We start from the raw sequence: 23,369 nt of genomic DNA, 5'->3' as shown, positions 1-23,369 counted from the left end.
TTCGGTAACGGTGTGACCCCCGGTGCGTTGTGCTCCTCAGGTCTGAGCCAGGATGTCTGAAACACATAAGCATCTGGAGGGGAACCCAGAGATGAGCTACAACCAGCCGGGCCCGTACGGCGGGCAGCCCCAGCAGCCCGGACCGTACGGTCAGCCGGGCGGCCAGCCCGGCCCCTACGGCCAGCAGCCGCCGCAGGCCGCCCCCCAGCCCGGCTACGGGTACCCCCAGCAGGCACCTCCGCAGCAGCCGGGCTACGGGTACCCCCAGCAGACCCCCCAGGGCGTCCCGCCCCAGACCCCGCCCTACGGCCAGCAGCAGGCCCCGTACGGCCAGCAGCCCTACCCGACCGTGCCCCAGCCTCCCGTCTCCGGCGGTGGCGGCGGCAAGAAGGTCGGCATCATCCTCGGCGCGGTGGCCGTCGTGGCGGCCATCGCCGTGGGCGCCTACTTCGTCCTCGGCGGAGGTGGCGGCGCGGACATCGCCGATGACGGGCCGCACAAGCTGACTACGCCGGCGACTGTGCTCAACGACGAGTTCAAGAAGTCCAGCAACGCCGACAGCGGCGGCTTCAGCGAGAGCGACATCGAGGAAGCCGAGAAGAACGGTGTGAAGGACGCGAAGGACGTGAGCGCCGGATACCAGTCCGGCGACGAAAGCAACCCGCTGTCCGCGCAGATGATCAACTTCATGGGCGTCTACGGCGAGATCGATGACCCGGAGGCGGTCGTCGACGCCATGTTCGCCAACATGAAGAAGGAGGCGAGCAGCGACTCCTCGGATACCGGGGAACTCGTAGGCAGCCCCGAGGCGTTCACGCCCAGCGCGCTGGACGGCGCGGTACTCAAGTGCCAGGAGACCAAGTTCAAGGGTGACTCCTCGTCGGGCCCCGACCAGATGAGCGTGCCAATCTGCATCTGGGGTGACCACAGCACCCTCGGCGTCGTGATCTACGCCGACATGGCGTCCGCGATGGCGGGCAAAAGCGCGGACCTGAGCGGCGCTGCCGACAAGGCGGCCAACTTCCGCAACGACGTGCGCGTCAAGATCTGACGCTCATCAACTCCCGCGTTCCACTGGCGGAGAAGACGGCTCGGCGCCTCATTGAGAGGGCCGAGCCGTCGTCCGCACGAGGCGTCACCTCATCAGGCGCGCTTGCAAGCCGTCGATGCGTCACCTGACCTGACGCCAATGTTTACGAGCCCGGTCACGCAATACGGGTTGGGCAGCTTTATCACTCCGGAGGAGAGCGCCGCGTAGTCGCAAGCCGCCCTTACCCTGGGGCCGATCAGATAGCCCTGGTTGCCGAGGTAGTTCACGCAGCGCGCCTGAGACGCATGCGCCGGCGCGGCCGTCACCAGCGGGACGATGCCCGCCGCCGTCACCACACCCATCACTGCGAGAGCTCTCTTGATCTTCGTTGCCTTCACCGAGGGGTCTCCCGTTCCACTTTCCCCATCGCTCGAACGAGCGATCGATATGGTCGACCTCGACTAGATCATGAGAGCAAGCAAGGATCCAAGGCTTTGACGTGAGCCTGGCGTGTTTCCTTCGGCCTATGGCCACTTGAGCGAAAAAAAAGGGGGCCTGGCGCATTGCTGCGCCAGGCCCCTTCCGGCCAAGTGGGTGGAGAGAGCGGGTGTTACGCCGTCTTCTGCTCCCCCGGCCCCCGCCCGCGCGCGTCGCGCGGGATCAGGGTCGGGTTCACGTTGGAGTGGACGACGTCCGCCGTGATGACGACCCTCGCCACGTCCTTGCGGGACGGGACCTCGTACATCACGGACATGAGGACTTCCTCCATGATGGCGCGCAGGCCGCGCGCGCCGGTCTGGCGGAGGATGGCCTGGTCGGCGATGGCTTCGAGGGCCTCGCGCTCGAAGTCCAGCTCCACGCCGTCGAGTTCGAAGAGGCGCTGGTACTGCTTGACCAGGGCGTTGCGGGGCTCGATGAGGATCTGGAGCAGGGCCTCGCGGTCCAGGTTGTGGACCGAGGTGATGACGGGGAGGCGGCCGATGAACTCCGGGATCATGCCGAACTTCACCAGGTCCTCGGGCATGACGTCCTCGAACTGGTCCTTGGACTGCAGCTCGCGCTTGGAGCGGATCGTCGCGCCGAAGCCGATGCCCTTCGCGCCGGCCCGGGACTCGATGATCTTCTCCAGGCCGGCGAAGGCGCCGCCCACGATGAACAGGACGTTCGTCGTGTCGATCTGGATGAACTCCTGGTGGGGGTGTTTACGCCCGCCCTGCGGGGGCACCGACGCCGTCGTGCCTTCCAGGATCTTCAGCAGGGCCTGCTGGACGCCCTCGCCCGAGACGTCGCGGGTGATGGAGGGGTTTTCACTCTTCCTCGCGACCTTGTCGATCTCATCGATGTAGATGATGCCCGTTTCGGCTTTCTTGACGTCGTAGTCCGCCGCCTGGATCAGCTTCAACAGGATGTTCTCGACGTCCTCGCCGACATAGCCCGCCTCCGTCAGCGCCGTCGCGTCCGCGATGGCGAACGGCACGTTCAGCATGCGCGCGAGGGTCTGGGCGAGGAGGGTCTTGCCGGAGCCCGTGGGGCCCAGCAGGAGGATGTTGGACTTCGCCAACTCGATGGCGTCCTCACGGCTCTGACCGCCGCTGTTCTCACCGGCCTGGACCCGCTTGTAGTGGTTGTACACCGCGACGGAGAGGGCCTTCTTGGCCGCCTCCTGGCCCACCACGTAGCCCTCGAGGAACTCGTAGATCTCCCGGGGCTTCGGGAGCTCCTCCCAGCGGACCTCGCTGGTCTCCGCGAGCTCCTCCTCGATGATCTCGTTGCAGAGGTCGATGCACTCGTCGCAGATGTACACACCGGGCCCTGCGATGAGCTTCTTGACCTGCTTCTGGCTCTTGCCGCAGAACGAGCACTTGAGCAGATCGCCGCCGTCACCGATGCGTGCCACGGTGTGCTTCCCCTTCGCCATGGGAGACGCCTGGACAATTGGAATCCAGCGGCTCCTGGTGCTGCCTTATGTCGACGGTACCTTGCCGGGCCCCCCGTTCGGGCCCCCCTTGGCATGGTTCGCTTTGACGTGCACCTTGTCGTGCACTGGGTCGAACGGTGCCAACCATGCCAAGGGGCGGCAGACAATACAGCTTTTCCGGCCTCAGCGGACGTCCGCGTTGTTCATCTTCCGGGTGGAGATGATCTGGTCGATCAGGCCGTACGACAGTGCGTCCTCGGCCGTGAGGATCTTGTCGCGCTCGATGTCCTCGCGGATCTTCTCGATCGGCGTGGTCGAGTGCTTGGCCAGCATCTCCTCCAGCTGCGCGCGCATCCGGAGGATCTCGTTGGCGGCGATCTCCAGGTCGGAGACCTGACCGCGGCCCGTCTCGCTGTACGGCTGGTGGATCAGCACCCGGGCGTTCGGGAGCGCCATGCGCTTGCCCGGCGTACCGGCGGCCAGCAGGATCGCGGCGGCGGAGGCCGCCTGGCCCATGCAGACCGTCTGGATGTCGGGCTTCACGAACTGCATCGTGTCGTAGATGGCCGTGAGCGCCGTGAAGGAGCCGCCGGGGCTGTTGATGTAGACCGAGATGTCCCGGTCGGGGTCCATCGACTCCAGGCACAGCAGCTGCGCCATGACGTCGTTGGCGGAGGCGTCGTCGATCTGGACGCCGAGGAAGATCACCCGCTCCTCGAAGAGCTTGGCGTACGGGTCGTACTCGCGGATGCCCTGCGAGGTGCGCTCGACGAAGCGGGGGATGACATAGCGGGACTCGGCGCGGGGGCCGGTGTACTCGGCCTCGGTGCGGGCGAAGAGGCCGCTGCCGGGGAAGTCGTTCACGGTGTCTCCTGGAAAGAGGGCTGGGGCGGTGGGCTGGGGAGGGACTGGGAGGGGCGCTGACGGCCCTGGGGAGGCTCTGGGACTCCCCCGGCGGGCTTTCAGGGGCTCCGGGGAGCGCTCTGGGGCCCTGCTGCCGTCTTCGGCTCTCAGGCCGCCCCGGTACCGCCGCCGCCCGGCATGCCGGCGGCCGTGGGGATGACGTCGTCGATGAGGCCGTACTCCTTGGCCTCGAAGGCGTCGAACCAGCGGTCGCGGTCCGAGTCGCGGGTCACCTGGTCGACGGTCTGACCCGTGTGCTGGGAGGTGAGTTCCGCCATGCGCTTCTTGGTGTGCAGCAGCCGCTCGGCGTGGATCTTGATGTCCGAGGCGGAACCGGCCAGGCCGGCCGAGGGCTGGTGGATCAGGATCTCGGCGTTGGGCAGCGCGAAGCGCTTGCCGGGCGTGCCCGCGCTGAGCAGGAACTGGCCCATCGAGGCCGCGAGGCCCATGGCGATGGTCACCACGTCGTTCTTGATGAACTGCATCGTGTCGTAGATCGCCATGCCGGCCGTGATCGAGCCGCCGGGGCTGTTGATGTAGAGGTAGATGTCCTTGTCGGGGTCCGCGGCAAGGAGCAGAAGCTGTGCGGTGATCTTGTTGGCAATGTCGTCGTCGACCGGCTGGCCGAGGAAGATGATCCGCTCGTTGAGCAGCCGGTTGTAGACCTGGTCGCCGAGGCCACCACCGATGGAAGGCTCGCCGGCGGCGGAGGGCATCAGATTCGTCACGTATCCACCTGCTCGTCTTACGACGGCGCCGGGCCGTCTTCACGTTTCCCTGCGGGGCTGGAGCCGTTCGGGGACTCCACTGCCCTCGTATTCATGGACCCTAACGCGAGGGCACCGTCGAGGAATCCCGCAAAGGGAACTGTTCGCTGTCAGCGCATGGGCTCCGCTGGTGGGGCCGGGGGTGCGGTGGGGCCACCGGCCCCGTAAGGGGCGCGGGGAACTGCGCGACGAGCCACGGACAGGCCGCAGACGCGTCCGCCACACCAGGTGTGTCGGCGGGTGCGGCTCGCAGGGGGCTGGTCGCGCAGTTTCCCCGCGCCCCTGGGGAAGCGGATGGGCCCCCGGGTCACAAGTCCCCAGGGGCCCATCACGGCGTTACGAGCGGAGCGATCAGGCCTCGGGGGCCTTCTCCTCGGCCTCGGCGGCAGCCGGGGTCTCCTCGGTCTCCTCGGCGGAGCCCTCGGTGGTCTCGTCCTCGTCCTCGTCGTCCAGGTCGACGATCTCGCCGTTGGTGTCCTTCACCGTGGAGGACTCGACGACGAGGGCCAGGGCCTTGCCGCGGGCGACCTCGCCGACGAGGAGCTGGACCTGGTTGTTCTGGACGACGGCCTGGGCGAACTGGTCCGGGGACATGCCGGAGGAGGCCGCGCGGCGCATGAGGTGCTCGGTGAGCTCCTCCTGGTTGACGTTCAGCTTCTCCTTGGCGACCAGCTCGTCGAGGACGAACTGGGTCTTGATGCCCTTGACGGCCGCTTCCTTGGTCTCGGCCTCGAACTCCTCGGCCGTCTTGCCCTGGATCTCGAGGTACTTCTCGAGGTCGAGACCCATCTGGCCGAGCTGGTGGTGCTCCAGGTTGTGCTTGCGGGTGTTGATCTCGTCCTCGAGCAGCTTCTCGGGGACGGGCACCTCGACGATCTCCAGGAGCTTCTCCAGGACGCGCTCCTGGGCCTGCGTGGCCTGGTCGTACTGCTTCATGTTCTCCAGGCGCTTGCGGCTGTCCGCCCGCAGCTCCTCGAGGGTGTCGAACTCGGAGGCGAGCTGCGCGAACTCGTCGTCCAGCTCGGGCAGTTCGCGGGCGGCGACCTGGGTGACCTTGACGGAGACCTCGGCCTCCTTGCCGGCCGCCGAGCCGCCCTTCAGCTCGGAGGTGAAGGTGGCCTCGCCACCGGCCTCCAGGCCCTTCACGGCGTCGTCGATGCCTTCCAGCAGCTCGCCGGAGCCGATGGTGTAGGAGACGCCGTCGGCGACGCCGTCCTCCAGGACCTCGCCGTCGACCTTGGCCTGCAGGTCGATCGTGACGACGTCGCCGTCCTCGGCGGCACGCTCGACCGGGGAGGTCGAGGCGAAGCGCTCACGGAGCTGCTCGACCGCCTCGTCGACGTCCTCCTCGGTGACCTCGACGGCGTCGACCTCGACCTCGATGCCGGAGTAGTCCGGGATCTCGATGGTCGGGCGGACGTCGACCTCGGCGGTGAAGTTCAGCGTCTCGCCGTCCTTCAGCTCCGTGATGTCGACCTCGGGCTGGCCCAGGACGTTGAGCTCGGCCTCGTTGACCGCGTCGGTGTAGAACTTCGGGAGCGCGTCGTTGACCGCCTCCTCCAGGACCGCACCGCGGCCGAACCGCTGGTCGATGACGCGGGCCGGGATCTTGCCCTTGCGGAAGCCCTTCACCGTGACCTGCTGGTTGATCTTCTTGTACGCCGCGTCGAGGCTGTCCTTGAGCTCCTCGAAGGGCACCTCGATGCTGAGCCGAACCCGGGTCGGGTTCAGGGTCTCCACGGCGCTCTTCACGGTTCGGTCTCCTTGGGGGCTGACTTCTTGGGGTTCTGCCTGTCCTTGCCGGGAGCGGCAGGGCTTCAGCGGATTCGCGGCCCTTGATATACGTGAGTGCAGACACACGGGCGCGCAGCTTGCATAGTAACCGCAGGCGGTACACGCCCCAAAAGGTGATCTTGCCGGTGGCGGGCGCGCCGTCCGGCACGGTGGTCGGGGTGGCGGGATTTGAACCCACGGCCTTCCGCTCCCAAAGCGGACGCGCTACCAAGCTGCGCCACACCCCGTCTGGTGCGACACGTAGGGTACATGCCCCCAGCCCGCGCGGTTGCCGCATTTACGGAGTGCGCGGGGGCGTACGACGGCGGGTGACGGGCGCGGCCGGGAAGCGGTGTGCGGCGGGGGCACCCGACCCGCTACGATGCCTTCTGTGCCGCGGTCCTGCGACCTGTGGCGCGCGCTGTGCGGGCGTAGCTCAATGGTAGAGCCCTAGTCTTCCAAACTAGCTACGCGGGTTCGATTCCCGTCGCCCGCTCCAACGGCCTCCGGCCCGGTTTCGAGGGACTCCTCCCAACCGGGCCGGAGGATTTTCGTATGGCTTCGCGCCGCGTACGCGGCATGACCCTTTCACGCTACGCATCCGGTCGGTCACTAGAACTGGATCGAGTTGATCGTGTCCGCTATCGAGTTCAGGAAGCGTTGGATGTCGTCGGCCATGCCCGTCGAGGCGAGGAAGAAGCCGAAGAGGATGGCGACGACGGCCGGTCCGGCCTTGATCGTCCCTCCTCGCATCAGGACTACCAGGATGATCCCCAGCAAGAGCACCACTGACAGCGAAATGGCCACAACAGATCACACCCTCGGTCGGTCCGCACTCCCGGCCCGGGGCGCCGACCCCACGCGCACCCCGCCAGAACCATCGTGCCACCAACCAGGCCTTCGTATGCGGCTGGTGGGGCAACGTCGGCCACGATCACACGGATCCCGACGCACGTCCCCCCACGCATCCTCCGCCAACGAGCAGGCGTCCGTGGGGAATTCAGAGTGATCGTTTCCGTGCACACACATATCGTCCGCAGGTAATTCGAATTGTTGCCACAGACACATCAAGCGCCTTACCCAGGCGAGCAATTAACCGGACATTTCACCGGAGTCGCCTGCGCATGTTATGCACCATTTAGTCGGGATGAATGCGGACAGAAGGGTCGCCTTCCCCTCATGCCATCTGCCCTGCGGTGCACGGACGGTGACGCTCTGCCCGATGACAGCTTCACCGAATCCGGGGTACTCGCAGGTGACACGTACCCCTCAATACAGGATTCACGTCGGTGGTTTTACGAAATCGCACAGACAACGCTAGGGTGCCTCAGATGTTCACCGCTGCCTCGTCCCCCACTTGCGCAGCGAGTGCTCGGACCGCCCCGCCGAGTTTCCGGCGGGAGGGTCTGTGACGAACTCGCTGCGACCGCACGGCCGGCCCAGGGCGCCGCTCCCCCCGGCACAGTCACCACAGTCGCCGGCGGACGGAGTGCCGAGTCCGCGCTCGCTGAAGTCCTCGTCCCCCCACCCGACGCCAAGTGGCGCCTCCCCGGAGGCCAGACCGGCCAAACAACGTGACGCGTTCTTCGACAACGCCAAGTACCTCGCCATCGTGCTCGTCGCGATGGGGCACGCCTGGGAGCCGCTGACCGACCACAGCCGTGCCGCCGAGGCGCTGTACATGGTCGTGTACACCTTCCACATGCCGGCGTTCATCATCATCTCCGGCTACTTCTCGCGCAGTTTCGACATGCGCCCCGACCGGCTCCGGCGGCTGGTCACCGGCATAGCCGTGCCGTACGTCCTCTTCGAGGTCGCCTACTCCGTCTTCAAGCGGTACGGCAACGACGACCCCTCGCACCCGATCAGTCTGCTCGACCCCTGGTACCTCACCTGGTTCCTGATCGCGCTGTTCGTGTGGCGGCTGACGACGCCGCTGTGGAAGGTCGTCCGCTGGCCGATCCCGGTGGCGCTCGGCATCGCGGCGCTCGCCTCCGTCTCGCCCGACATCGGCGACGACCTGGATCTGCAACGCGTGCTGCAGTTCCTGCCGTTCTTCGTCGTCGGTCTCTTCATGAAGCCCGCGCACTTCCAGTTCATGCGGCGCCGTGAGGTGCGGATCCTGTCCGTGCCGGTGGCGGCGAGCGCGCTGGCCCTGGCCTACTGGGTGGGGCCCGACATGAACTCGGCCTGGTTCTACCACCGCGACAGCGCGCAGGAGTTGGGTGCGCCGTGGTGGGCCGGGGTCGTCATGACCTTCGCGCTGTTCGGCTGCTCCATGCTGCTCACGACCTGCTTCTTCGCCTGGGTGCCCCGGCGGAAGATGTGGTTCACCGTCCTGGGCGCGGGCACGCTGTACGGCTATCTGCTGCACGGGTTCCTCGCGAAGGGCTCGCGCTTCTGGGACTGGTACGACGCCAGTGCGTGGGTGTATCAGCCGCTCGGAGAGCTGCTCGTCACCCTCTTCGCGGCGGCCGTCATCACCGTGCTGTGCACCCCGCCGGTGCAGCGGATGTTCCGGTTCGCCATGGAGCCCGAGATGAAGTGGGCGTTCAAGCGGGACGCCACGGAGCTGGCGCGCGAGCGGGGGAAGGTCGGGGCCAAGGCGTAGGGCGGCCCGGGTTCCTTGGGCCCTTCTTCGGCCCTTCTTCAGCCCTTGTTCGACCCTCAGAGGTTGTCCGTCACGTCACCTCCTCGGCCGCCGGTTCGTCCGGCAGGCCGAGGAGGTTTCGCATGTGGGCGTACTTCTTCGTCAGGCGGGTGCGGGTGGGTTCGTCCAGGACGGCGAGCCGGGCCGGGTCGGCGTTGTGCGCGAGGTCCGACTGCTTGACGAGGAGGGCGCCCGGGGTGGCGAGGATACGGGCGGCGTACGCCTCCGGGGGTTCGCCCGGGCGTTTGGTGAGGGCCAGCACGATGGCCTTCGTGCGGGCGGTCAGCGGAGCCTCGGCCAGCCACGCCTCGGTGAGGGCGTGGTCCTCGACGGCGTCGTGCAGCCAGGCTGCGGCGATCTGCTCCGCGTCGCCGCCGCGTGCCTTGACTCCGTGGGCCACCGCCTGGAGGTGCTCGGTGTAGGGGCGGCCGGCCTTGTCGGTCTGGGTTGCGTGGGCGGTCCTTGCGAGGGCCTCTACTTCGGGGAGGGGGAGGGGGAGAGGGAGAGGGGTTGGGGGCATCGGGGTGGGGCTCCTGTCGTGTGGTGGGTGCGGGTCTGGATTGTCGCCCCCGCCGCCCCTACCCGTCCCATCCCCAGGGGCTGCGCCCCTGGAACCCGCCTTGGAGCTCGGGAGGATGGGCTCGTCGGCGAGTGCGGGTTCGTCGTGGTTGATCGCGCAGTTCCCCGCGCCCCTGACGGCGTGGTTGATCGCGTGGTTCTCCGTGACCCTGACGGCGTGGTTGATCGCGTAGTTTTCCGTGACCCTGACGTCGTGGGTGATCGCGTAGTTCTCCGGGCCCCTAAAACGGCCGGGGCCGTTACTTTCCCGCTGTGGGGCCCTCTCGGCAGATCAGCAGCAGGGCTCGGTCGTCGTTGACGTCCTTGGCCACGGCTTCGATGAGGTGCCAGGCGGCGCCGTGGAAGCCGCCTGCGACATAGCGGTCGGCCTCGCCGGTGAGGCGGTCGATGCCCTCGACGATGTCGCGGTCGGAGGTCTCGACGAGGCCGTCGGTGAAGAGCATCAGGACGTCGCCGGGGCGCAGCGAGCCCTTGACCGGGTCGAACTGGGCACCGTCGTAGACGCCCAGGAGGGGGCCCTCGGCGGCCTTCTCCTCCCAGCGGCCGGTGCCGGCGCTGAGCTGGAGGCCGGGCGGGTGGCCGGCGGAGAAGAGTTCGTAGTCGCCGGAGTCGAGGTCGAGGACGAGGTGGATGGAGGTCGCGAAGCCCTCGTCCCAGTCCTGGCGGAGGAGATAGCCGTTCGCCGCCGGGAGGAACGCGTGCGGTGGGAGCGATCCCAGCAGGCCGCCGAAGGCGCCGGAGAGAAGCAGGGCGCGGGAGCCGGCGTCCATGCCCTTGCCGGAGACGTCGGTGAGGACGACTTCGAGGGTGCGGCCGCCGTTGGTCCGGGCGGCAACGACGAAGTCGCCCGAGAAGGACTGGCCGCCCGCCGGACGCAGGGCCATCTCGCGGTGCCAACCGGCCGGCAGCTGCGGCAACTTGCTCTGGACGCGGATGCGTTCACGCAGGTCGAAGAGCATGGTGCCGCCGCGCCGCCAGGGGACGCCGACGCGGCTGCGGAACTGGGCGATGAGAAGGCCGAAGAAACCGCAGGCGGCGACCACGAGCACTATGCCCGGGGTCACCCGGGCCGGGCCCTCGGTATAGGGGCCGAGCCGTACGGACTCCACGATCAGCGCGGTCGCGGCGGCCGCGTACAGGCCGAGCAGGCTGGCGGGGCGGAGCAGGAGTCCGCCGGCGACGATGGGGAGGACGAGGACGGCGGGTGAGAACCACACCTCGTTGACCATCGTGAAGCAGGCGATCACCGGGATCATCAGCAGCAGACCGGCCAGGGCGATCCAGTCGGAGCCGTCCCCGCGGAAGTAGTCGACGGCGGATTTGCGCAGGCCTGTGCGGGCCCGGTGAACCAGCTTCTTCATCCGGGCCGTGAACGTATCGGCCGCCGCGCGCCGCTCTCGTCCTGCTGCCATTGTTCGGGACCTTATCCATCGGACCAGCCCCTGTGCACAGGAGGTCCTACTTGTCCCCCTTCCGAGGGCCGGTTCACGACGAATCTCACACAGATCTCACACCGGAACGCGTCCTTCTGCCCCCGTGCGCCCTCCATGCGGCACCTGGGAAGGATCCCATGAGACTTCCGGGCGCGCGGGGGTAATTCGCTCGCTCGTGCCGCATCTCGCTGCTAGGCATGGTGTATGACGACTGAGCTGCGTGCGCTGGGCAAGGATGACTGGAACGTCTGGTACGACAACTTCCTCCGCGCCTTCGGCGGATCCCCCGACCTGGCCGAGGAGCGCGAGTTCTGGCAAACGCTCACGGAGTGCGACCGCTCGATCGGCGCGTGGGACGGCGACCAATGCGTGGGTACGGCCGCGGCGTTCGACTTCCGCATCTCGGTTCCCGGCGGCACGGTCGTCCCGGCGGCGGGCGTCACGATGGTGAGCGTCGCGGCCACGCACCGGCGGCGCGGCGTCCTGACATCCATGATGCGGCGGCAGTTGGACGACGTCCGCTCCCGGGGCGAGTCGCTGGCGGTGCTGACCGCGTCCGAGCCGGTGATCTACGGCCGGTTCGGGTACGGCCTCGCCTCGCACCGGATGAGCGCCGAGATCGACACCACCCGTGTACGGCTGTCCGTACCGCCCGGCACCGATGACTTACGTCTGCGGTACGCGAACCCGGCCGACGTGCTCGACGTGTGCGAGGCGGTGTACGCCCGCCGGGTGCCGGAGCGGCCGGGGATGCTGGCGCGGCGGCCGGGCTGGGAGCAGGTGGAAATGCGCGACTCGGATCGGCATCGGGACGGGGCGTCGCCCTTGCAGTGCGTGGTGGCCGAGCGGATCGGCGGTGGGGGCGGGGACGGCTCCGAAGTGGTCGGGTACGCGCGGTTCCGGACCAAGTCGGACTGGGGGCCGGGCGGGGCGGAGGGTGTGGTGGCGCTGAGCGCGCTGGAGGCCGTGGATCCCGCCGCGCACGCCGCGTTGTGGCGGTTCCTCTTCGACATCGACCTGACCTCGAAGATCGTCGCGCATCGGCTGCCCGTGGACGAGCCGGCGCTGCACCTGGTGTCGGACATCCGCCGCTGCGGGCTGCGGGTGAAGGACGACCTGTATGTACGGCTCGTGGATGTGGGCGCGGCCCTGCGGGCGCGGACCTATCAGGCGCCGCTGGATGTGGTGTTCGAGGTCGAGGACTCCTTCTGCCCGTGGAACGAGGGGCGTTGGCGGCTCACCGGCGACCCGAAGGGCGCGACCTGCGAACGGACCGCCGACGCCGCCGATCTCTCCCTGTCCGTAAGGGAGTTGGGGACGGCCTATCTGGGCGGTGTGAGCCTCGCGTCCCTGGCCGCGGCCGGACGGGTGCGGGAGCTGCGGCAGGGGGCGGTGGCGGAGGCGTCCACCGGGTTCTTCGCGGCGGGGTTGGCGCCCTGGCTGCCGCACGGGTTCTAGGGCCCGGAGCCGGAGTTCACCGCCGTCTGGTTCCGGGTTCATCGCTCTGGTTACGGGTTCACTGCTCTGGTTACGGGTTCACCGCTGTTGGCAGGCCGGGCACCAGAAGAGGTTGCGGGCGGCGAGATCGGCGGTGCGGATCTCGCCGCCACAGATGTGGCAGGGCAGATCGGCCCTGCGGTACACGTAGACCTCGCCGCCGTGGTCGTCGACGCGGGGCGGGCGGCCCATGGCCTCCGGGGTGTGTTCCGGGCGGACGGTGTCGATGCGGTTGTTGCGTACACCCTCGCGCATGAGCATCACGAGGTCGGCCCACATCGCCTCCCATGCGCGGGAGTCGATGTCCTTGCCCGCGCGGTACGGGTCGATGCCGTGCCGGAAGAGGACCTCGGCACGGTAGACGTTGCCGACGCCGGCGATGACCTTCTGGTCCATGAGGAGCGCGGCGATCGTCGTACGGCTGCGGGAGATACGGGCGTACGCGCGCGCCGGGTCGGCGTCGGGGCGGAGCGGGTCCGGGCCGAGGCGGGCGTGGATCGCCTGCTTCTCGGCGTCCGTGATCAGGGCGCAGGTCGTCGGGCCGCGGAGGTCCATGTACGAGGTGTCGTTGCGCAGCCGCAGGCGGACGGTGTCCGTGGGCGGGGGTGCGGGGGCCGGGCCGAAGGTGACCTTGCCGAAGAGGCCCAGGTGGATGTGGACCCGTTCCTCGGCGTCGGCGTCGCCGAAGTGCAGGAAGAGGTGCTTGCCGTGGGCCTCGGCGGTGTGGAGGGGGGTGCCCGTGAGGAGGGCGGCCGCGTCGGCGAACTTGCCCTGGGGGCTCGTGACGTGGGCTTTCCGGCCGCCGAAGTGGGTGAGGCAGTCCTCGGCGAGGCGGTGGATGGTGTGCCCCTCCGGCACGGTGGCCTCCGGCGGTTCGGCAGGGTGGGTGGGGGGTGGCTGGGGGTGCGTTTTCGGGTGCGGGTGAGTGGGGGTTGCTCGCGCAGTTCCCCGCGCCCCTTAACAGCATGGGGCGCCCCCGGTGCTTTTAAGGGGCGCGGGGAACTGCGCGAGCAACCACATACGACCCGCAGCCGCCCTACGAGCCGAGGCTCCCGAGCTCGTGGGCGGGCGGCTCAAAAACCTACCGCTGAGGGTGGTGCGCCGGGATGGGCGGCAGATCCCCGGTGGTCTCATAGGCGGCCAGCATGTCGATGCGGCGGATGTGACGCTCGTCACCGGAGAACGGCGTGTTGACGAAGGTCTCGACGAACTTGGTCGCGTCTTCCTGGGAGTGCATACGGGCACCGACGGCGACGACGTTCGCGTTGTTGTGCTCACGGCCCAGCGCGGCGGTCTCGGCGCTCCACGCGAGGGCGGCGCGAACCCCGGCCACCTTGTTCGCGGCGATCTGCTCCCCGTTGCCGGAGCCGCCGATGACGATGCCGAGGGAGCCGGGGTCGGCGGCCGTGCGCTCTGCCGCACGGAGGCAGAACGGCGGGTAGTCGTCCTGGGCGTCGTAGATGTGCGGCCCGCAGTCCACGGGCTCATGGCCGGCGGCATTCAGCCACTCGACGAGGTGGTTCTTGAGTTCGTAGCCGGCGTGATCCGAGCCGAGGTAGACGCGCATGGTCCGAGTGTGACACGCGTGTTTCGGTGCGGCACGACGGGGTGCGGACACGTGAAACCGTGAGCTGTACCACGAAACCTCAAGTAAACCTCAAGTAACAATCTTGATTCAAAGGTTCAGGATTCCTTTCACCTCCGATTCACTGGACCGATCTTTACAGCGGCTCACACCGCCCCCGGCTGTCGACTCTCGTTTCCCGCTCTTGCGAGAGTCACGGGGGAATGCGTGGGCAGACGCACGGAAGTCCCCACAACGGCGCAAAGGAAACTCCCCCCATGACCTCGCAGCCGACTCTCCCGTCACAGACGGGATCCCCAGGCTCCCCCCCTCCCCCCTCCCCCGGTCTGCACGCCGGCCTCAAGAACCGCCATCTGTCGATGATCGCGATCGGTGGTGTGATCGGGGCCGGGCTGTTCGTCGGGTCGAGTTCCGGTATCGCCACCGCCGGTCCCGGCATCCTCCTGTCGTACGCGCTCGTCGGCACGATGGTGGTGCTGGTGATGCGGATGCTCGGTGAGATGTCCGCCGCCAACCCGACGTCGGGTTCGTTCTCCGCGCACGCCGACCGGGCGCTCGGCCGCTGGGCCGGGTTCTCGATCGGCTGGCTGTACTGGTTCTTCTGGGTCGTCGTGCTCGCGGTCGAGGCGACCGCGGGTGCGGTGATCCTGGAGGGCTGGATCCCGGCCGTGCCGCAGTGGGGCTGGGCGCTGATCGTGATGGTCGTACTGACCGCCACGAACCTGGTCTCGGTCGGTTCCTACGGTGAGTTCGAGTTCTGGTTCGCGGGCATCAAGGTCGTCGCGATCGCCGCGTTCATCGTGGTGGGCGGGCTGGCCGTCTTCGGGCTGCTGCCGGGCGCCGACAGCGACAAGGCCGGGCTGTCGAACCTGACCGACCACGGCGGGTTCCTGCCCAACGGGCCCGGCGCGATCCTCATCGGTGTGCTGCTGGTCGTCTTCTCCTTCATGGGCAGCGAGATCGCCACGCTGGCCGCCGGTGAGACGGAGAATCCGCAGAAGGCCGTCACCAAGTCCACCAACAGCATCATCTGGCGGATCGGTGTCTTCTATCTCGGCTCGATCTTCGTCGTCGTGGCGCTGCTGCCGTGGAACGACCCGTCGATCAAGGAGAAGGGCTCCTACGTCGCCGCCCTGGACTCCCTGGGGATCGCGCACGCCGGGCAGATCATGAACTTCATCGTGCTGACGTCGGTGCTGTCCTGTCTCAACTCCGGCCTGTACACGGCTTCCCGTATGGCGTTCTCCCTCGGCCAGCGCGGGGACGCGCCGCGGGCGTTCGGCCGTACGAACGGCCGGGGTGTGCCGATGACCGCGATCCTCGCCTCGGTCGTCTTCGGCTTCGTCGCGGTCATCTTCAACTACTTCTTCCCCGAGGGCGTCTTCCTCTTCCTCGTCAACTCCTCCGGCGCGGTCGCCCTGTTCGTGTGGCTCGTCATCTGCTTCTCCCAGCTCCGTATGCGCAAGATCATCGAGCGGGAGACGCCGGAGAAGCTCGTCGTGAAGATGTGGCTGTACCCGTATCTGACCTGGGCCACCATCGGCCTCATCCTCTTCGTCCTCGGCTACATGCTCACCGACACCGAGCACGGCAACCAGGAGATCCTGCTGCTGTCGCTGCTGGTCGCGGCCGTCGTCGTCGGCATCGCGCTGATCAAGGAAAAGGTCGGCGGCGGGAAGGCCACCGCCGAGGTCTCCGACAAGGTGCACTGACGGGGCGGCGGTCGAGTCCGCCTCAGGGAACCGGGGTCCGGTGGCGTGCGTACGCCGCCGGGCCCCGTTCGTCGCTCAGGGGCTCGAAGACGGTGGCCGGGAGGTGCCCGCGACCGTCGGCGGATCGCTGGTGTCGGGCAGGCGGGTCTCGCCGCCCGGCGGGATCGCGGTGGCGATCATCACGGCGACCACGGCGGCGGTGACCAGGAGTACGAGCGTGACGAGAAGCCTCGGACGCCAGTCGGGCGGCGGCTGCGGCTGTGGCTGTGGTTGCTGCGGCGGCTCGTCGGACTGCGGGTTCGGGGCCGCCGCCGCTGTCAGGTACGCCACGATCTCGTCCGCGTCGGGGCGTTCCGCCGGGTCCTTGGCCAGCAGTCGTCGCAGCAGCGGCGTCAACGGGCAGTCCGCGTCCGGGAGTTCGGGTTCGTCGTAGACGATGGCGAGGAGCGTCTCGGCGGTGGAGGCGCGGGCGAACGGGGAGCGGCCGGTCAGGGCGGTGCACAGGGTGGCGCCCAGGGACCAGAGGTCGGAGGGCGGGCCGGTGGGGCGGCTGAGGGCACGCTCGGGCGGGATGTACTCCGGGGAGCCGATGAGGACACCGGAGCGGGTCAGGGCACGGGTGTCCTCCAGGGAGGCGATGCCGAAGTCGGTGAGGACGACCCGGGTGCCGGGGCCGAGCAGGACGTTGCCGGGCTTGATGTCGCGGTGCAGGACGCCGGCCGCGTGCACCCGGCGCAGGGCCTCGGTGAGGGCGAGGCCGACGCGCGCGGTCTCCCGTACGCCGAGGGGGCCGTGGTCGTGGACGACGGTCTCCAGGGAAGGGGCGTCGACCAGTTCCATGACGATCCAGAGCCGGTCGGCGTCCTCGGCCACGTCGTAGACCCGTACGACTCCGGGGTGGTCGATCCGTGCGCTGGCCCGGGCCTCGCGCAGGGCGCGCTCCCGGCGGGTCCGCCGGTCCTCCACGTCGCCGCCGCCGTCCAGGCGCAGTTCCTTGACGGCCACCGGACGGTCCAGCACCTCGTCGGCGGCGCGCCACACCGTGCCCATGCCGCCCTGCCCGACCGGGTCTTCAAGGCGGTAGCGCCCCGCGACCCGCATAAGCGCCCACCTCCCACCTCCTTTCATGACAACACGGTTCGCCCCGGTCCGGGCAAGTCCTGTACGGGACATCGGCCCGGCGTTCGTGGACTGAGCCCCTGGGCGCGGAACGCGGAAGAGGCTCGCCATGGTGAAGTCGGAGTACGACATGGCGAGCCTCTTCGGGAGGGGTTACGGCGCTACCGCTTGAGCAGCTTCCACGCCGTCGGCAGCAGGCCCATGGCCAGCGCGGCCTTGAGCGCGTCGCCGATCAGGAAGGGAGTGAAGCCGGCCGCGACGGCGGAGGAGAAGGTGATGTCGGCCGTGGCGGCGAGGTACGGGACGCCGACGGCGTAGATGATCGCCTCGCCGACGAGCATCGTGCCCGCCATGCGCAGCATCGAGCGGTCGGCGCCGCGGCGGGCCAGGGCGCCCACGGCGGCGACGGCGAGGATCATGCCGAGGATGTAGCCGAAGGAGACGCCGACGCCGGAGGTGCCGTTCGCGAACCACGGCACGCCGAGGAGGCCGGCCAGCGCGTACAGGGCGAGCGAGGCGACGCCGCGGCCCGCGCCGAGGGTGGTGCCGACGAGCAGGGCGGCGAAGGTCTGGCCGGTGACCGGGACCGGGGAGCCCGGCACGGGTACGGCGATCTGGGCGGCGAGCCCGGTGAGCGCGGCGCCGCCGACCACGAGCGCGATGTCGCGGACACGGGAGGCGGGCAGGAGGTCGGCGAGGACCTCGCCGGGGCGGGCTGACGTGGCGGCGGCAGTGCTCATGTTCGGGCTCACTCCGGCGGGTGAAGGCGGTCGGGGACACGGTGACGCTATCTCAGGCCCCCGGCACCGGACACCGTCAGCGCTCGACAAAGCCGGGAGCGACGGCTTGATGGGCTTCTGACAAAGATTGCGGGTTACACCGGATACGGCGTGATGCCGGTCACTGAGGTGACGTGGCTCCGACCACGGGAGGGTGCCGGGTGGGATCTGTAGGTTCTCTCCAATCGAGCCCGGGGTGAACGCGAGGCGCCGGAGAAGCTCGCGGAGGCGCGGGACAAGGAGAAGGACGGTGTGGGCGAGCCGGCGGACGCGACCAGAGGGTCGACGTGGCCCGCCGTCATGAGGCCGCCGAAGAACCCCCGCGAGGACGTGACTCGCGGGGGTTCTCGCTCTCCCGGGCTGCCGGAAAACGCCACGGCGGGACGCATTCCGGTCTGACGGTTTCCTGAACTTTCGCCCTATGCTCCCGTTTTCCAGCCGGATTCCCGATCCGGCCGACCGGACCGGGAGGTCGCATGCCGAGTTACAAGCACTGCCCCCCTTGCGGAGGAAGCAAGCCGCTGCCGTTCTACGAGGTCGACAAGGAAGTACAGGAGCACCTGAGGTCCCTGGGGAAGAACCCGGCCGGCTGGTGGCGCTGCGGCAACCATGGCGAGAAGGGGCGCTGCCTCTACGTCCAGCCGTGGGGCAACAAGAGCGAGGGGCTGAGTCTCCCCGAGTCGTTCAGGTGACCGGGGCGGTCAGATCAGGTTGCTGAAGTCCGGGCCCTGGGTGCGGGTGCGCTTGATCTCGTAGAAGCCGGGGACCGAGGCCACGAGGAGGGTGCCGTCCCAGAGTTTGGCGGCTTCCTCGCCCTGGGGGGCGGGGGTGACGACGGGACCGAAGAAGGCGATCTGCTCGCCGTCGGCGCCGGGGACGGCGATGACGGGGGTGCCGACGTCCTGGCCGACCTTGTCGATGCCCTCCTTGTGGGAGGCGCGCAGTTCCGCCTCGTACGGAGTGGAGTCCCAGTGGTCCATGAGGGACTCGGGCAGGCCGACGTCCTTCAGGGCGGCGGCGACCGTCTCCTTCTCCGGGCCCTCGCCCTGGTTGTGGAAGCGGGTGCCGAGCGCGGTGTAGAGGTCGCCGAGGACTTCGGGGCCGTGCTCCTGCTGGGCGGCTATGACGACCCGTACCGGACCCCAGGCCTTGGTCTCCAGCAGCTCGCGGTACTCCTCGGGCAGCTCGTCGATCCTGGGCTCGTTCAGCACCGCGAGGCTCATCACGTGCCAGCGGACCTCGATGTCCCGGACCTTCTCCACTTCCAGGACCCATCGCGAGGTCATCCAGGCCCAGGGGCACAGCGGGTCGAACCAGAAGTCGACAGGGGTCTTGCCGGAGGTCTGCTCGGACATGGTTCTCCTCGGAAGGCAGTCGTTTCAGCTGGCAACACCGACGGCCGGGCATCGCATTCCCAACAGCCCGGCGTCAGCCGCGCATGGCAGGATCGGCCTGTCCGCATACTGAACACCACCCTGAGGGAGTGCCGCCCGTGCCCGGTGAGAATCTGTCCCGCGACGAGGCCCAGGAGCGGGCCGCGCTGCTGTCCGTGGACGGCTACGACGTCTCCCTCGACCTACGGACCGCCGTCGGTGACACCGGTGACCTCGGTGGCGAGCCGCGCACCTTCCGGTCGGTGACGACGATCCGCTTCCGGTGCGCCGACCCGGGCGCCACCAGTTTCGCCGATCTGATCGCGCCGAGTGTGACCGCGGTCTCCCTCAACGGCAAGGACCTCGACCCGAGCGAGGTCTTCGACGGCTCCCGGATCGTCCTCGACGACCTGGCCGCCGACAACGAACTGGTGGTCGACGCCCAGTGCGCCTACTCCCGCACCGGCGAGGGCATGCACCGCTTCGTCGACCCCGAGGACGGCGAGGTCTACCTCTATACGCAGTACGAGCCGGCCGACTCCCGCCGGGTCTTCGCGAACTTCGAGCAGCCGGACCTCAAGGCCCCCTTCCGCTTCGAGGTGCGCGCGCCCGAGGGCTGGGTCGTGTGGAGCAACGGGGTCGGCGAGCACACGGACGGGGTCTGGCGGTTCGCGGAGACGAAGCCGATCTCGACGTACATCACGGCGGTCGTCGCGGGCCCGTACCACTACGTGACGGACACCTACGAGCGGACCTTCGAGGACGGTACGCGGCTGGAGATCCCCCTCGGCGCGATGTGCCGCAAGGGTCTCGCCCCCTACTTCGACTCCGACGACGTCTTCCTGGTCACCAAGCAGGGCCTGGACTTCTTCCACGACCACTTCGACTACCCGTACCCGTTCGGGAAGTACGACCAGGCGTTCGTGCCCGAGTACAACCTCGGCGCGATGGAGAACCCGGGACTCGTCACCTTCCGCGAGGAGTTCATCTTCCGGGGCAGGGTCACGCGGGCGTCGTACGAGCGGCGGGCCAACGTCATCCTGCACGAGATGGCGCACATGTGGTTCGGCGACCTGGTGACCATGGTGTGGTGGGACGACCTGTGGCTGAAGGAGTCCTTCGCCGACTTCATGGGGTCCTTCTCCATGGTCGAGGCGACCCGCTTCACCAACGGCTGGATCACCTTCGCCAACAACCGCAAGTCCTGGGCGTACCGCGCCGACCAGCTGCCCTCCACCCACCCCGTCACGGCCGACATCCGTGACCTGGAGGACGCGAAGCTCAACTTCGACGGCATCACGTACGCCAAGGGCGCGTCCGTACTGAAGCAGCTGGTCGCGTATGTGGGGCGCGAGGCCTTCCTGGAGGGCGCCCGGCGCTACTTCAAGCGGAACGCGTACGGCAACACGCGCCTCGGCGATCTGCTGTCGGTGTTGGAGGAGACCAGCGGGCGGGACATGGCGTCCTGGTCGCGGGCGTGGCTCCAGACGGCGGGGGTCAACTCCCTTACGCCGCAGGTGCTTCTCGACCCCGCCGGCCGGATCGACGAGCTGGCGGTGGTGCAGGAGGCGGCCGAGTCGCATCCCGAGCTGCGGCCCCACCGGGTGGCGATCGGGCTGTACCGGCGGGCGAACGGGGAGGGCGGCGCGGGCGCGTTGGAGCGGTACGCACGGGCCGAGGTGGATGTCGACGGGCCGCGTACGGTCGTGGGTGAGCTGGCCGGGGCCGAGGCGCCCGAGCTGGTGCTGGTCAACGACGACGACCTGACGTACTGCAAGATCCGGTTCGACGCGGAGTCGCTGGACACGCTGCGGGCCGGGCTCGGGGACGTCTCCGACCCGCTGGCGCGGGCGCTGTGCTGGTCGGCGCTGTGGAACCTGACCCGGGACGCGCTGCTGCCGGCGCGGGACTTCGTGGACCTCGTCCTGCGGTTCGCCGGGCGGGAGTCCGACATCGGGGTGCTCCAGATGCTGCACGCGTGGGCCAACTCCGCGCTCACGCACTACGTGGCGCCGGAGTGGCGGGAGACCGGGGGCCGGCTGCTGGCGGAGGGGGCGCTGCGTGAGCTGCGGGCGGCCGAGGCGGGCAGTCAGCACCAGCTGACGTGGGCCCGGTTCTTCGCCTCGGTGGCGTCGGGCGAGGGCGATCTGGCGGTGCTGCGGGGGTTGTTGGCCGGGACCGAGAAGGTCGACGGGCTGGAGGTCGATCAGGAGCTGCGGTGGGCGTTCCTCGAACCGCTGGCGACGTACGGGGTTGCCGACGAGGGGGTGCTGGCCGCCGAGTTGGCGCGTGACGACACGGCGTCCGGGAAGCGGCATCAGGTGCGGTGCCTGGCGGCTCGGCCGTCGGCCGCGGTCAAGGCGCAGGCGTGGGCGTCGGTCGTGGAGTCGGACGCGCTGTCCAACGCGCTGGTCGAGGCGACCATCACGGGGTTCTCGCGGCCGTCCCAGCGGGAGTTGGTGGCGCCGTACGCCGCCAAGTACTTCGAGGTGATCGAGCGGGTGTGGGCCGAGCGGTCGATCCAGATCGGGATGGATGTGGTGCGGGGGTTGTTCCCGTCTCTCCAGGACTCCCAGGGGACGTTGGACGCGACGGACACGTGGCTGGCCTCGCACGAGGGTGCGGCGCCGGCGTTGCGGAGGCTGGTGCTGGAGGCTCGGGACGATCTGGCTCGGGGGTTGCGGGGGCAGGCGTGTGACGCGGCGGCCGGGGCGGCTGCCGGATAACTGCCGCTGAGTCCTGGGGTGTTGGGCACCCGGCAGCTGCCGCTGAGCAAGGTCGGATTTCGCTCACCGGCGCTTGCCGGGTGCCGCTGCGCCCCCCCGTGCCGCCCCAGCGGCACGACTGCCCGCAACTAGGACAGGCACGACCCTTGCCACTGCCGGGTGGGCACCGCCCCAGCGGCACGACTGCCCGCAGCTAGGACAGGCACGACCCCTGTCGCTGCCGGGTGGGCACCGCCCCAGCGGCACGACTGCCCGCGGCTGAGCAGGCGGGTGGATGCGGCCGGGTTCGGGGTTACTGAATTCGGGTAATCCGAGCCGTAACCTTTTTTGATCCCCGTCCGGACCAGCGGGTATCGGCAGTCGAACGCACGTACTTTAGTGTGGTCTTGTCCGGATTTGTCGACGAGCGTGTAACAAGGGTTCATGGGCGGCCCCGGAGCGGGAACCTCCGGGGCATGACCCACAACACCCCGCTCTCCCCCCGCCCCCTCCGTCGCCACTCGGACGTCACGCGCCGGGTGCTGACGGCCGCGCAGCTGCGCGCGCAGGGTGTCACCGCGGCCGAGACGAACGAGCAGTGCCGGCCCGGTGGTCCCTGGCAGCAGATCCTGCCGGGCGTGTTCCTGCTGCACCCGGGCCCGCCCACCTCCGAGGAGCGGCTGCACGCGGTGCTGTCGTACGCGGCCCGCTCCGCCTTCCGCGAGACGCCCGCCGCGGTCGCCGGCGTACCGGCACAGCCGAACGCCGACGAGCCCCGCCCGGCGCCCCGCTACTCGGACGCGGTGATCACGGGCCTGGCGGCCCTGACGCTGCACGGTTTCTCGTCCGCTCCCCCGCTCCCCTCCCTCGACTCGATCGACGTCCTGGTCCCGCGCATGCGCCGGCTGCGGACCATGGGATGCGTGCGGATCGTCCGTACACCGGTCATGCCGACCCCGTCGTACGTCACCGGCCTGCCCGTCGCCCCCGTGCCGCGCGCGCTGGCCGACGCGGTCGCGGAACTCTCGGACGCGGGCGCCGTACGCCGGCTGCTGACGGAGGCGGTGCGCGGCGGTCACGCCGAACCTGCGGCCGTCGTACGGGAGTTGACGCAGGCGCGGCTGCTGAGCCGCCCGCATGTCGTGGACGCGGTGGAGACGTTGCTCGCCGAGGGGCGGGCGATCGCGGAGGACCACCTGTATCGGATGGTCCGCGCATACGCCCTCCCCGACCCCGTCTGGAACGTCGACCTCCGCCTCCCCGGCGGCCCTCACCTCGGCGGTCTCGACGCGTACTGGCCGGAGCAGGCCGTCGCGGTCGAGCTCGACACCCGCGCCCCGCGTCAGGAGGACGACGCGCTGTGGTCCGAGTACGCCCGTAAGCGGGAGATGTTGGAGCGGCTCGGCATCACCGTCGTCCACATCACCCCCAAGAAGCTCCGTGACTCCCTGGAGCAGCAGGCGACCGTCGTCCGCACCGCCCTGATGGCGGCGTGCGACCGCGATCCGGCCGCGTACGTCGTGGTGGTTCCCCGCTGATCGGGTAA

The 23,369-nt window shown here is 69.1% G+C and carries 20 protein-coding genes and 2 tRNA genes; 8 read left to right on the top strand and 14 right to left on the bottom strand.

From position 1 onward, the window contains the following. Positions 1–91 precede the first annotated feature (91 nt). Entirely contained in the window at positions 92–1,051 is a 960-nt protein-coding gene (locus JIX56_RS31100; protein WP_257545386.1) for a hypothetical protein, read from the top strand. Between the two features lie 92 nt (positions 1,052–1,143). Here the strand turns inward: JIX56_RS31100 and JIX56_RS31095 are convergent, their stop codons facing one another. The 6 genes from JIX56_RS31095 to JIX56_RS31070 form a co-directional block, all read right to left on the bottom strand. After that, complete coding sequence (locus JIX56_RS31095) at positions 1,144–1,428, bottom strand: hypothetical protein (protein ID WP_257545384.1); 285 nt, start codon at positions 1,426–1,428, stop codon at positions 1,144–1,146. Positions 1,429–1,640: 212 nt separating this feature from the next. Then, positions 1,641–2,927 (bottom strand): ATP-dependent Clp protease ATP-binding subunit ClpX, encoded by a 1,287-nt coding sequence (gene clpX, locus JIX56_RS31090; protein WP_257551229.1) that lies wholly within the window; start codon positions 2,925–2,927, stop codon positions 1,641–1,643. Positions 2,928–3,131: 204 nt separating this feature from the next. Next, complete coding sequence (locus tag JIX56_RS31085; RefSeq protein WP_257545382.1) at positions 3,132–3,812, bottom strand: ATP-dependent Clp protease proteolytic subunit; 681 nt, start codon at positions 3,810–3,812, stop codon at positions 3,132–3,134. Positions 3,813–3,958: 146 nt separating this feature from the next. Continuing rightward, a complete protein-coding gene (locus tag JIX56_RS31080; protein ID WP_257551227.1) occupies positions 3,959–4,567 on the bottom strand; it encodes an ATP-dependent Clp protease proteolytic subunit in 609 nt (202 codons plus the stop codon). 402 nt (positions 4,568–4,969) lie between these two features. After that, the gene (tig, locus tag JIX56_RS31075) at positions 4,970–6,370 is read right to left on the bottom strand and encodes a trigger factor (RefSeq protein ID WP_257545380.1); all 1,401 of its coding nucleotides are present in this window, start codon (positions 6,368–6,370) and stop codon (positions 4,970–4,972) included. A gap of 192 nt (positions 6,371–6,562) precedes the next feature. Next, positions 6,563–6,639 (bottom strand) — tRNA-Pro (locus tag JIX56_RS31070). Between the two features lie 177 nt (positions 6,640–6,816). Here JIX56_RS31070 and JIX56_RS31065 point away from each other — a divergent pair. Continuing rightward, positions 6,817–6,890, top strand: a tRNA-Gly gene (locus JIX56_RS31065). Positions 6,891–7,003: 113 nt separating this feature from the next. Here JIX56_RS31065 and JIX56_RS31060 read toward each other — a convergent pair. Next, complete coding sequence (locus JIX56_RS31060) at positions 7,004–7,198, bottom strand: hypothetical protein (protein ID WP_033526477.1); 195 nt, start codon at positions 7,196–7,198, stop codon at positions 7,004–7,006. Between the two features lie 601 nt (positions 7,199–7,799). On the opposite strand from JIX56_RS31060, the gene JIX56_RS31055 reads away from it, so the two are divergent. Beyond that, positions 7,800–9,002 carry an acyltransferase family protein gene (locus tag JIX56_RS31055; RefSeq protein WP_257545379.1) on the top strand — a complete coding sequence of 401 codons (1,203 nt, stop codon included), beginning with the start codon at positions 7,800–7,802 and terminating at the stop codon, positions 9,000–9,002. Positions 9,003–9,072: 70 nt separating this feature from the next. Here JIX56_RS31055 and JIX56_RS31050 read toward each other — a convergent pair whose 3' ends face one another. Beyond that, the gene (locus JIX56_RS31050) at positions 9,073–9,561 is read right to left on the bottom strand and encodes an HD domain-containing protein (RefSeq protein WP_257545377.1); all 489 of its coding nucleotides are present in this window, start codon (positions 9,559–9,561) and stop codon (positions 9,073–9,075) included. A gap of 298 nt (positions 9,562–9,859) precedes the next feature. After that, on the bottom strand, positions 9,860–11,032 hold the full coding sequence (locus JIX56_RS31045) for a PP2C family protein-serine/threonine phosphatase (protein ID WP_257545375.1): 1,173 nt from the start codon (positions 11,030–11,032) through the stop codon (positions 9,860–9,862). 225 nt (positions 11,033–11,257) lie between these two features. On the opposite strand from JIX56_RS31045, the gene JIX56_RS31040 reads away from it, so the two are divergent. Continuing rightward, positions 11,258–12,511 (top strand): GNAT family N-acetyltransferase, encoded by a 1,254-nt coding sequence (locus tag JIX56_RS31040; RefSeq protein ID WP_257545373.1) that lies wholly within the window; start codon positions 11,258–11,260, stop codon positions 12,509–12,511. A 78-nt stretch (positions 12,512–12,589) separates the two neighbouring features. On the opposite strand, the gene JIX56_RS31035 is transcribed toward JIX56_RS31040, so the two are convergent. Then, on the bottom strand, positions 12,590–13,408 hold the full coding sequence (locus JIX56_RS31035; RefSeq protein WP_257545371.1) for an Fpg/Nei family DNA glycosylase: 819 nt from the start codon (positions 13,406–13,408) through the stop codon (positions 12,590–12,592). 223 nt (positions 13,409–13,631) lie between these two features. Continuing rightward, positions 13,632–14,117, bottom strand: a complete 486-nt coding sequence (locus JIX56_RS31030) for a ribose-5-phosphate isomerase (protein ID WP_257545369.1) — start codon at positions 14,115–14,117, stop codon at positions 13,632–13,634. Positions 14,118–14,392: 275 nt separating this feature from the next. On the opposite strand from JIX56_RS31030, the gene JIX56_RS31025 reads away from it, so the two are divergent. Next, a complete protein-coding gene (locus JIX56_RS31025) occupies positions 14,393–15,847 on the top strand; it encodes an amino acid permease (RefSeq protein ID WP_257545367.1) in 1,455 nt (484 codons plus the stop codon). A 75-nt stretch (positions 15,848–15,922) separates the two neighbouring features. Here the strand turns inward: JIX56_RS31025 and JIX56_RS31020 are convergent, their stop codons facing one another. After that, the gene (locus tag JIX56_RS31020) at positions 15,923–16,948 is read right to left on the bottom strand and encodes a serine/threonine-protein kinase (protein ID WP_257545365.1); all 1,026 of its coding nucleotides are present in this window, start codon (positions 16,946–16,948) and stop codon (positions 15,923–15,925) included. A gap of 179 nt (positions 16,949–17,127) precedes the next feature. After that, complete coding sequence (locus tag JIX56_RS31015) at positions 17,128–17,706, bottom strand: biotin transporter BioY (RefSeq protein ID WP_257545363.1); 579 nt, start codon at positions 17,704–17,706, stop codon at positions 17,128–17,130. Between the two features lie 515 nt (positions 17,707–18,221). On the opposite strand from JIX56_RS31015, the gene JIX56_RS31010 reads away from it, so the two are divergent. Then, entirely contained in the window at positions 18,222–18,437 is a 216-nt protein-coding gene (locus JIX56_RS31010) for a hypothetical protein (protein WP_257545361.1), read from the top strand. Positions 18,438–18,446: 9 nt separating this feature from the next. On the opposite strand, the gene JIX56_RS31005 is transcribed toward JIX56_RS31010, so the two are convergent. Further along, positions 18,447–19,100, bottom strand: a complete 654-nt coding sequence (locus JIX56_RS31005) for a mycothiol-dependent nitroreductase Rv2466c family protein (protein ID WP_257545359.1) — start codon at positions 19,098–19,100, stop codon at positions 18,447–18,449. A gap of 137 nt (positions 19,101–19,237) precedes the next feature. On the opposite strand from JIX56_RS31005, the gene pepN reads away from it, so the two are divergent. Both pepN and JIX56_RS30995 read left to right on the top strand, forming a co-directional pair. Next, positions 19,238–21,844 carry an aminopeptidase N gene (gene pepN, locus JIX56_RS31000; protein ID WP_257545357.1) on the top strand — a complete coding sequence of 869 codons (2,607 nt, stop codon included), beginning with the start codon at positions 19,238–19,240 and terminating at the stop codon, positions 21,842–21,844. Positions 21,845–22,299: 455 nt separating this feature from the next. Then, positions 22,300–23,361 (top strand): hypothetical protein, encoded by a 1,062-nt coding sequence (locus JIX56_RS30995; protein ID WP_257545356.1) that lies wholly within the window; start codon positions 22,300–22,302, stop codon positions 23,359–23,361. Positions 23,362–23,369: the final 8 nt, after the last annotated feature.

The sequence above is a fragment of the Streptomyces sp. CA-210063 genome, from assembly GCF_024612015.1.
GTDB lineage: Bacteria > Actinomycetota > Actinomycetes > Streptomycetales > Streptomycetaceae > Streptomyces.
This window is presented reverse-complemented; position numbering and strand designations above follow the sequence as displayed.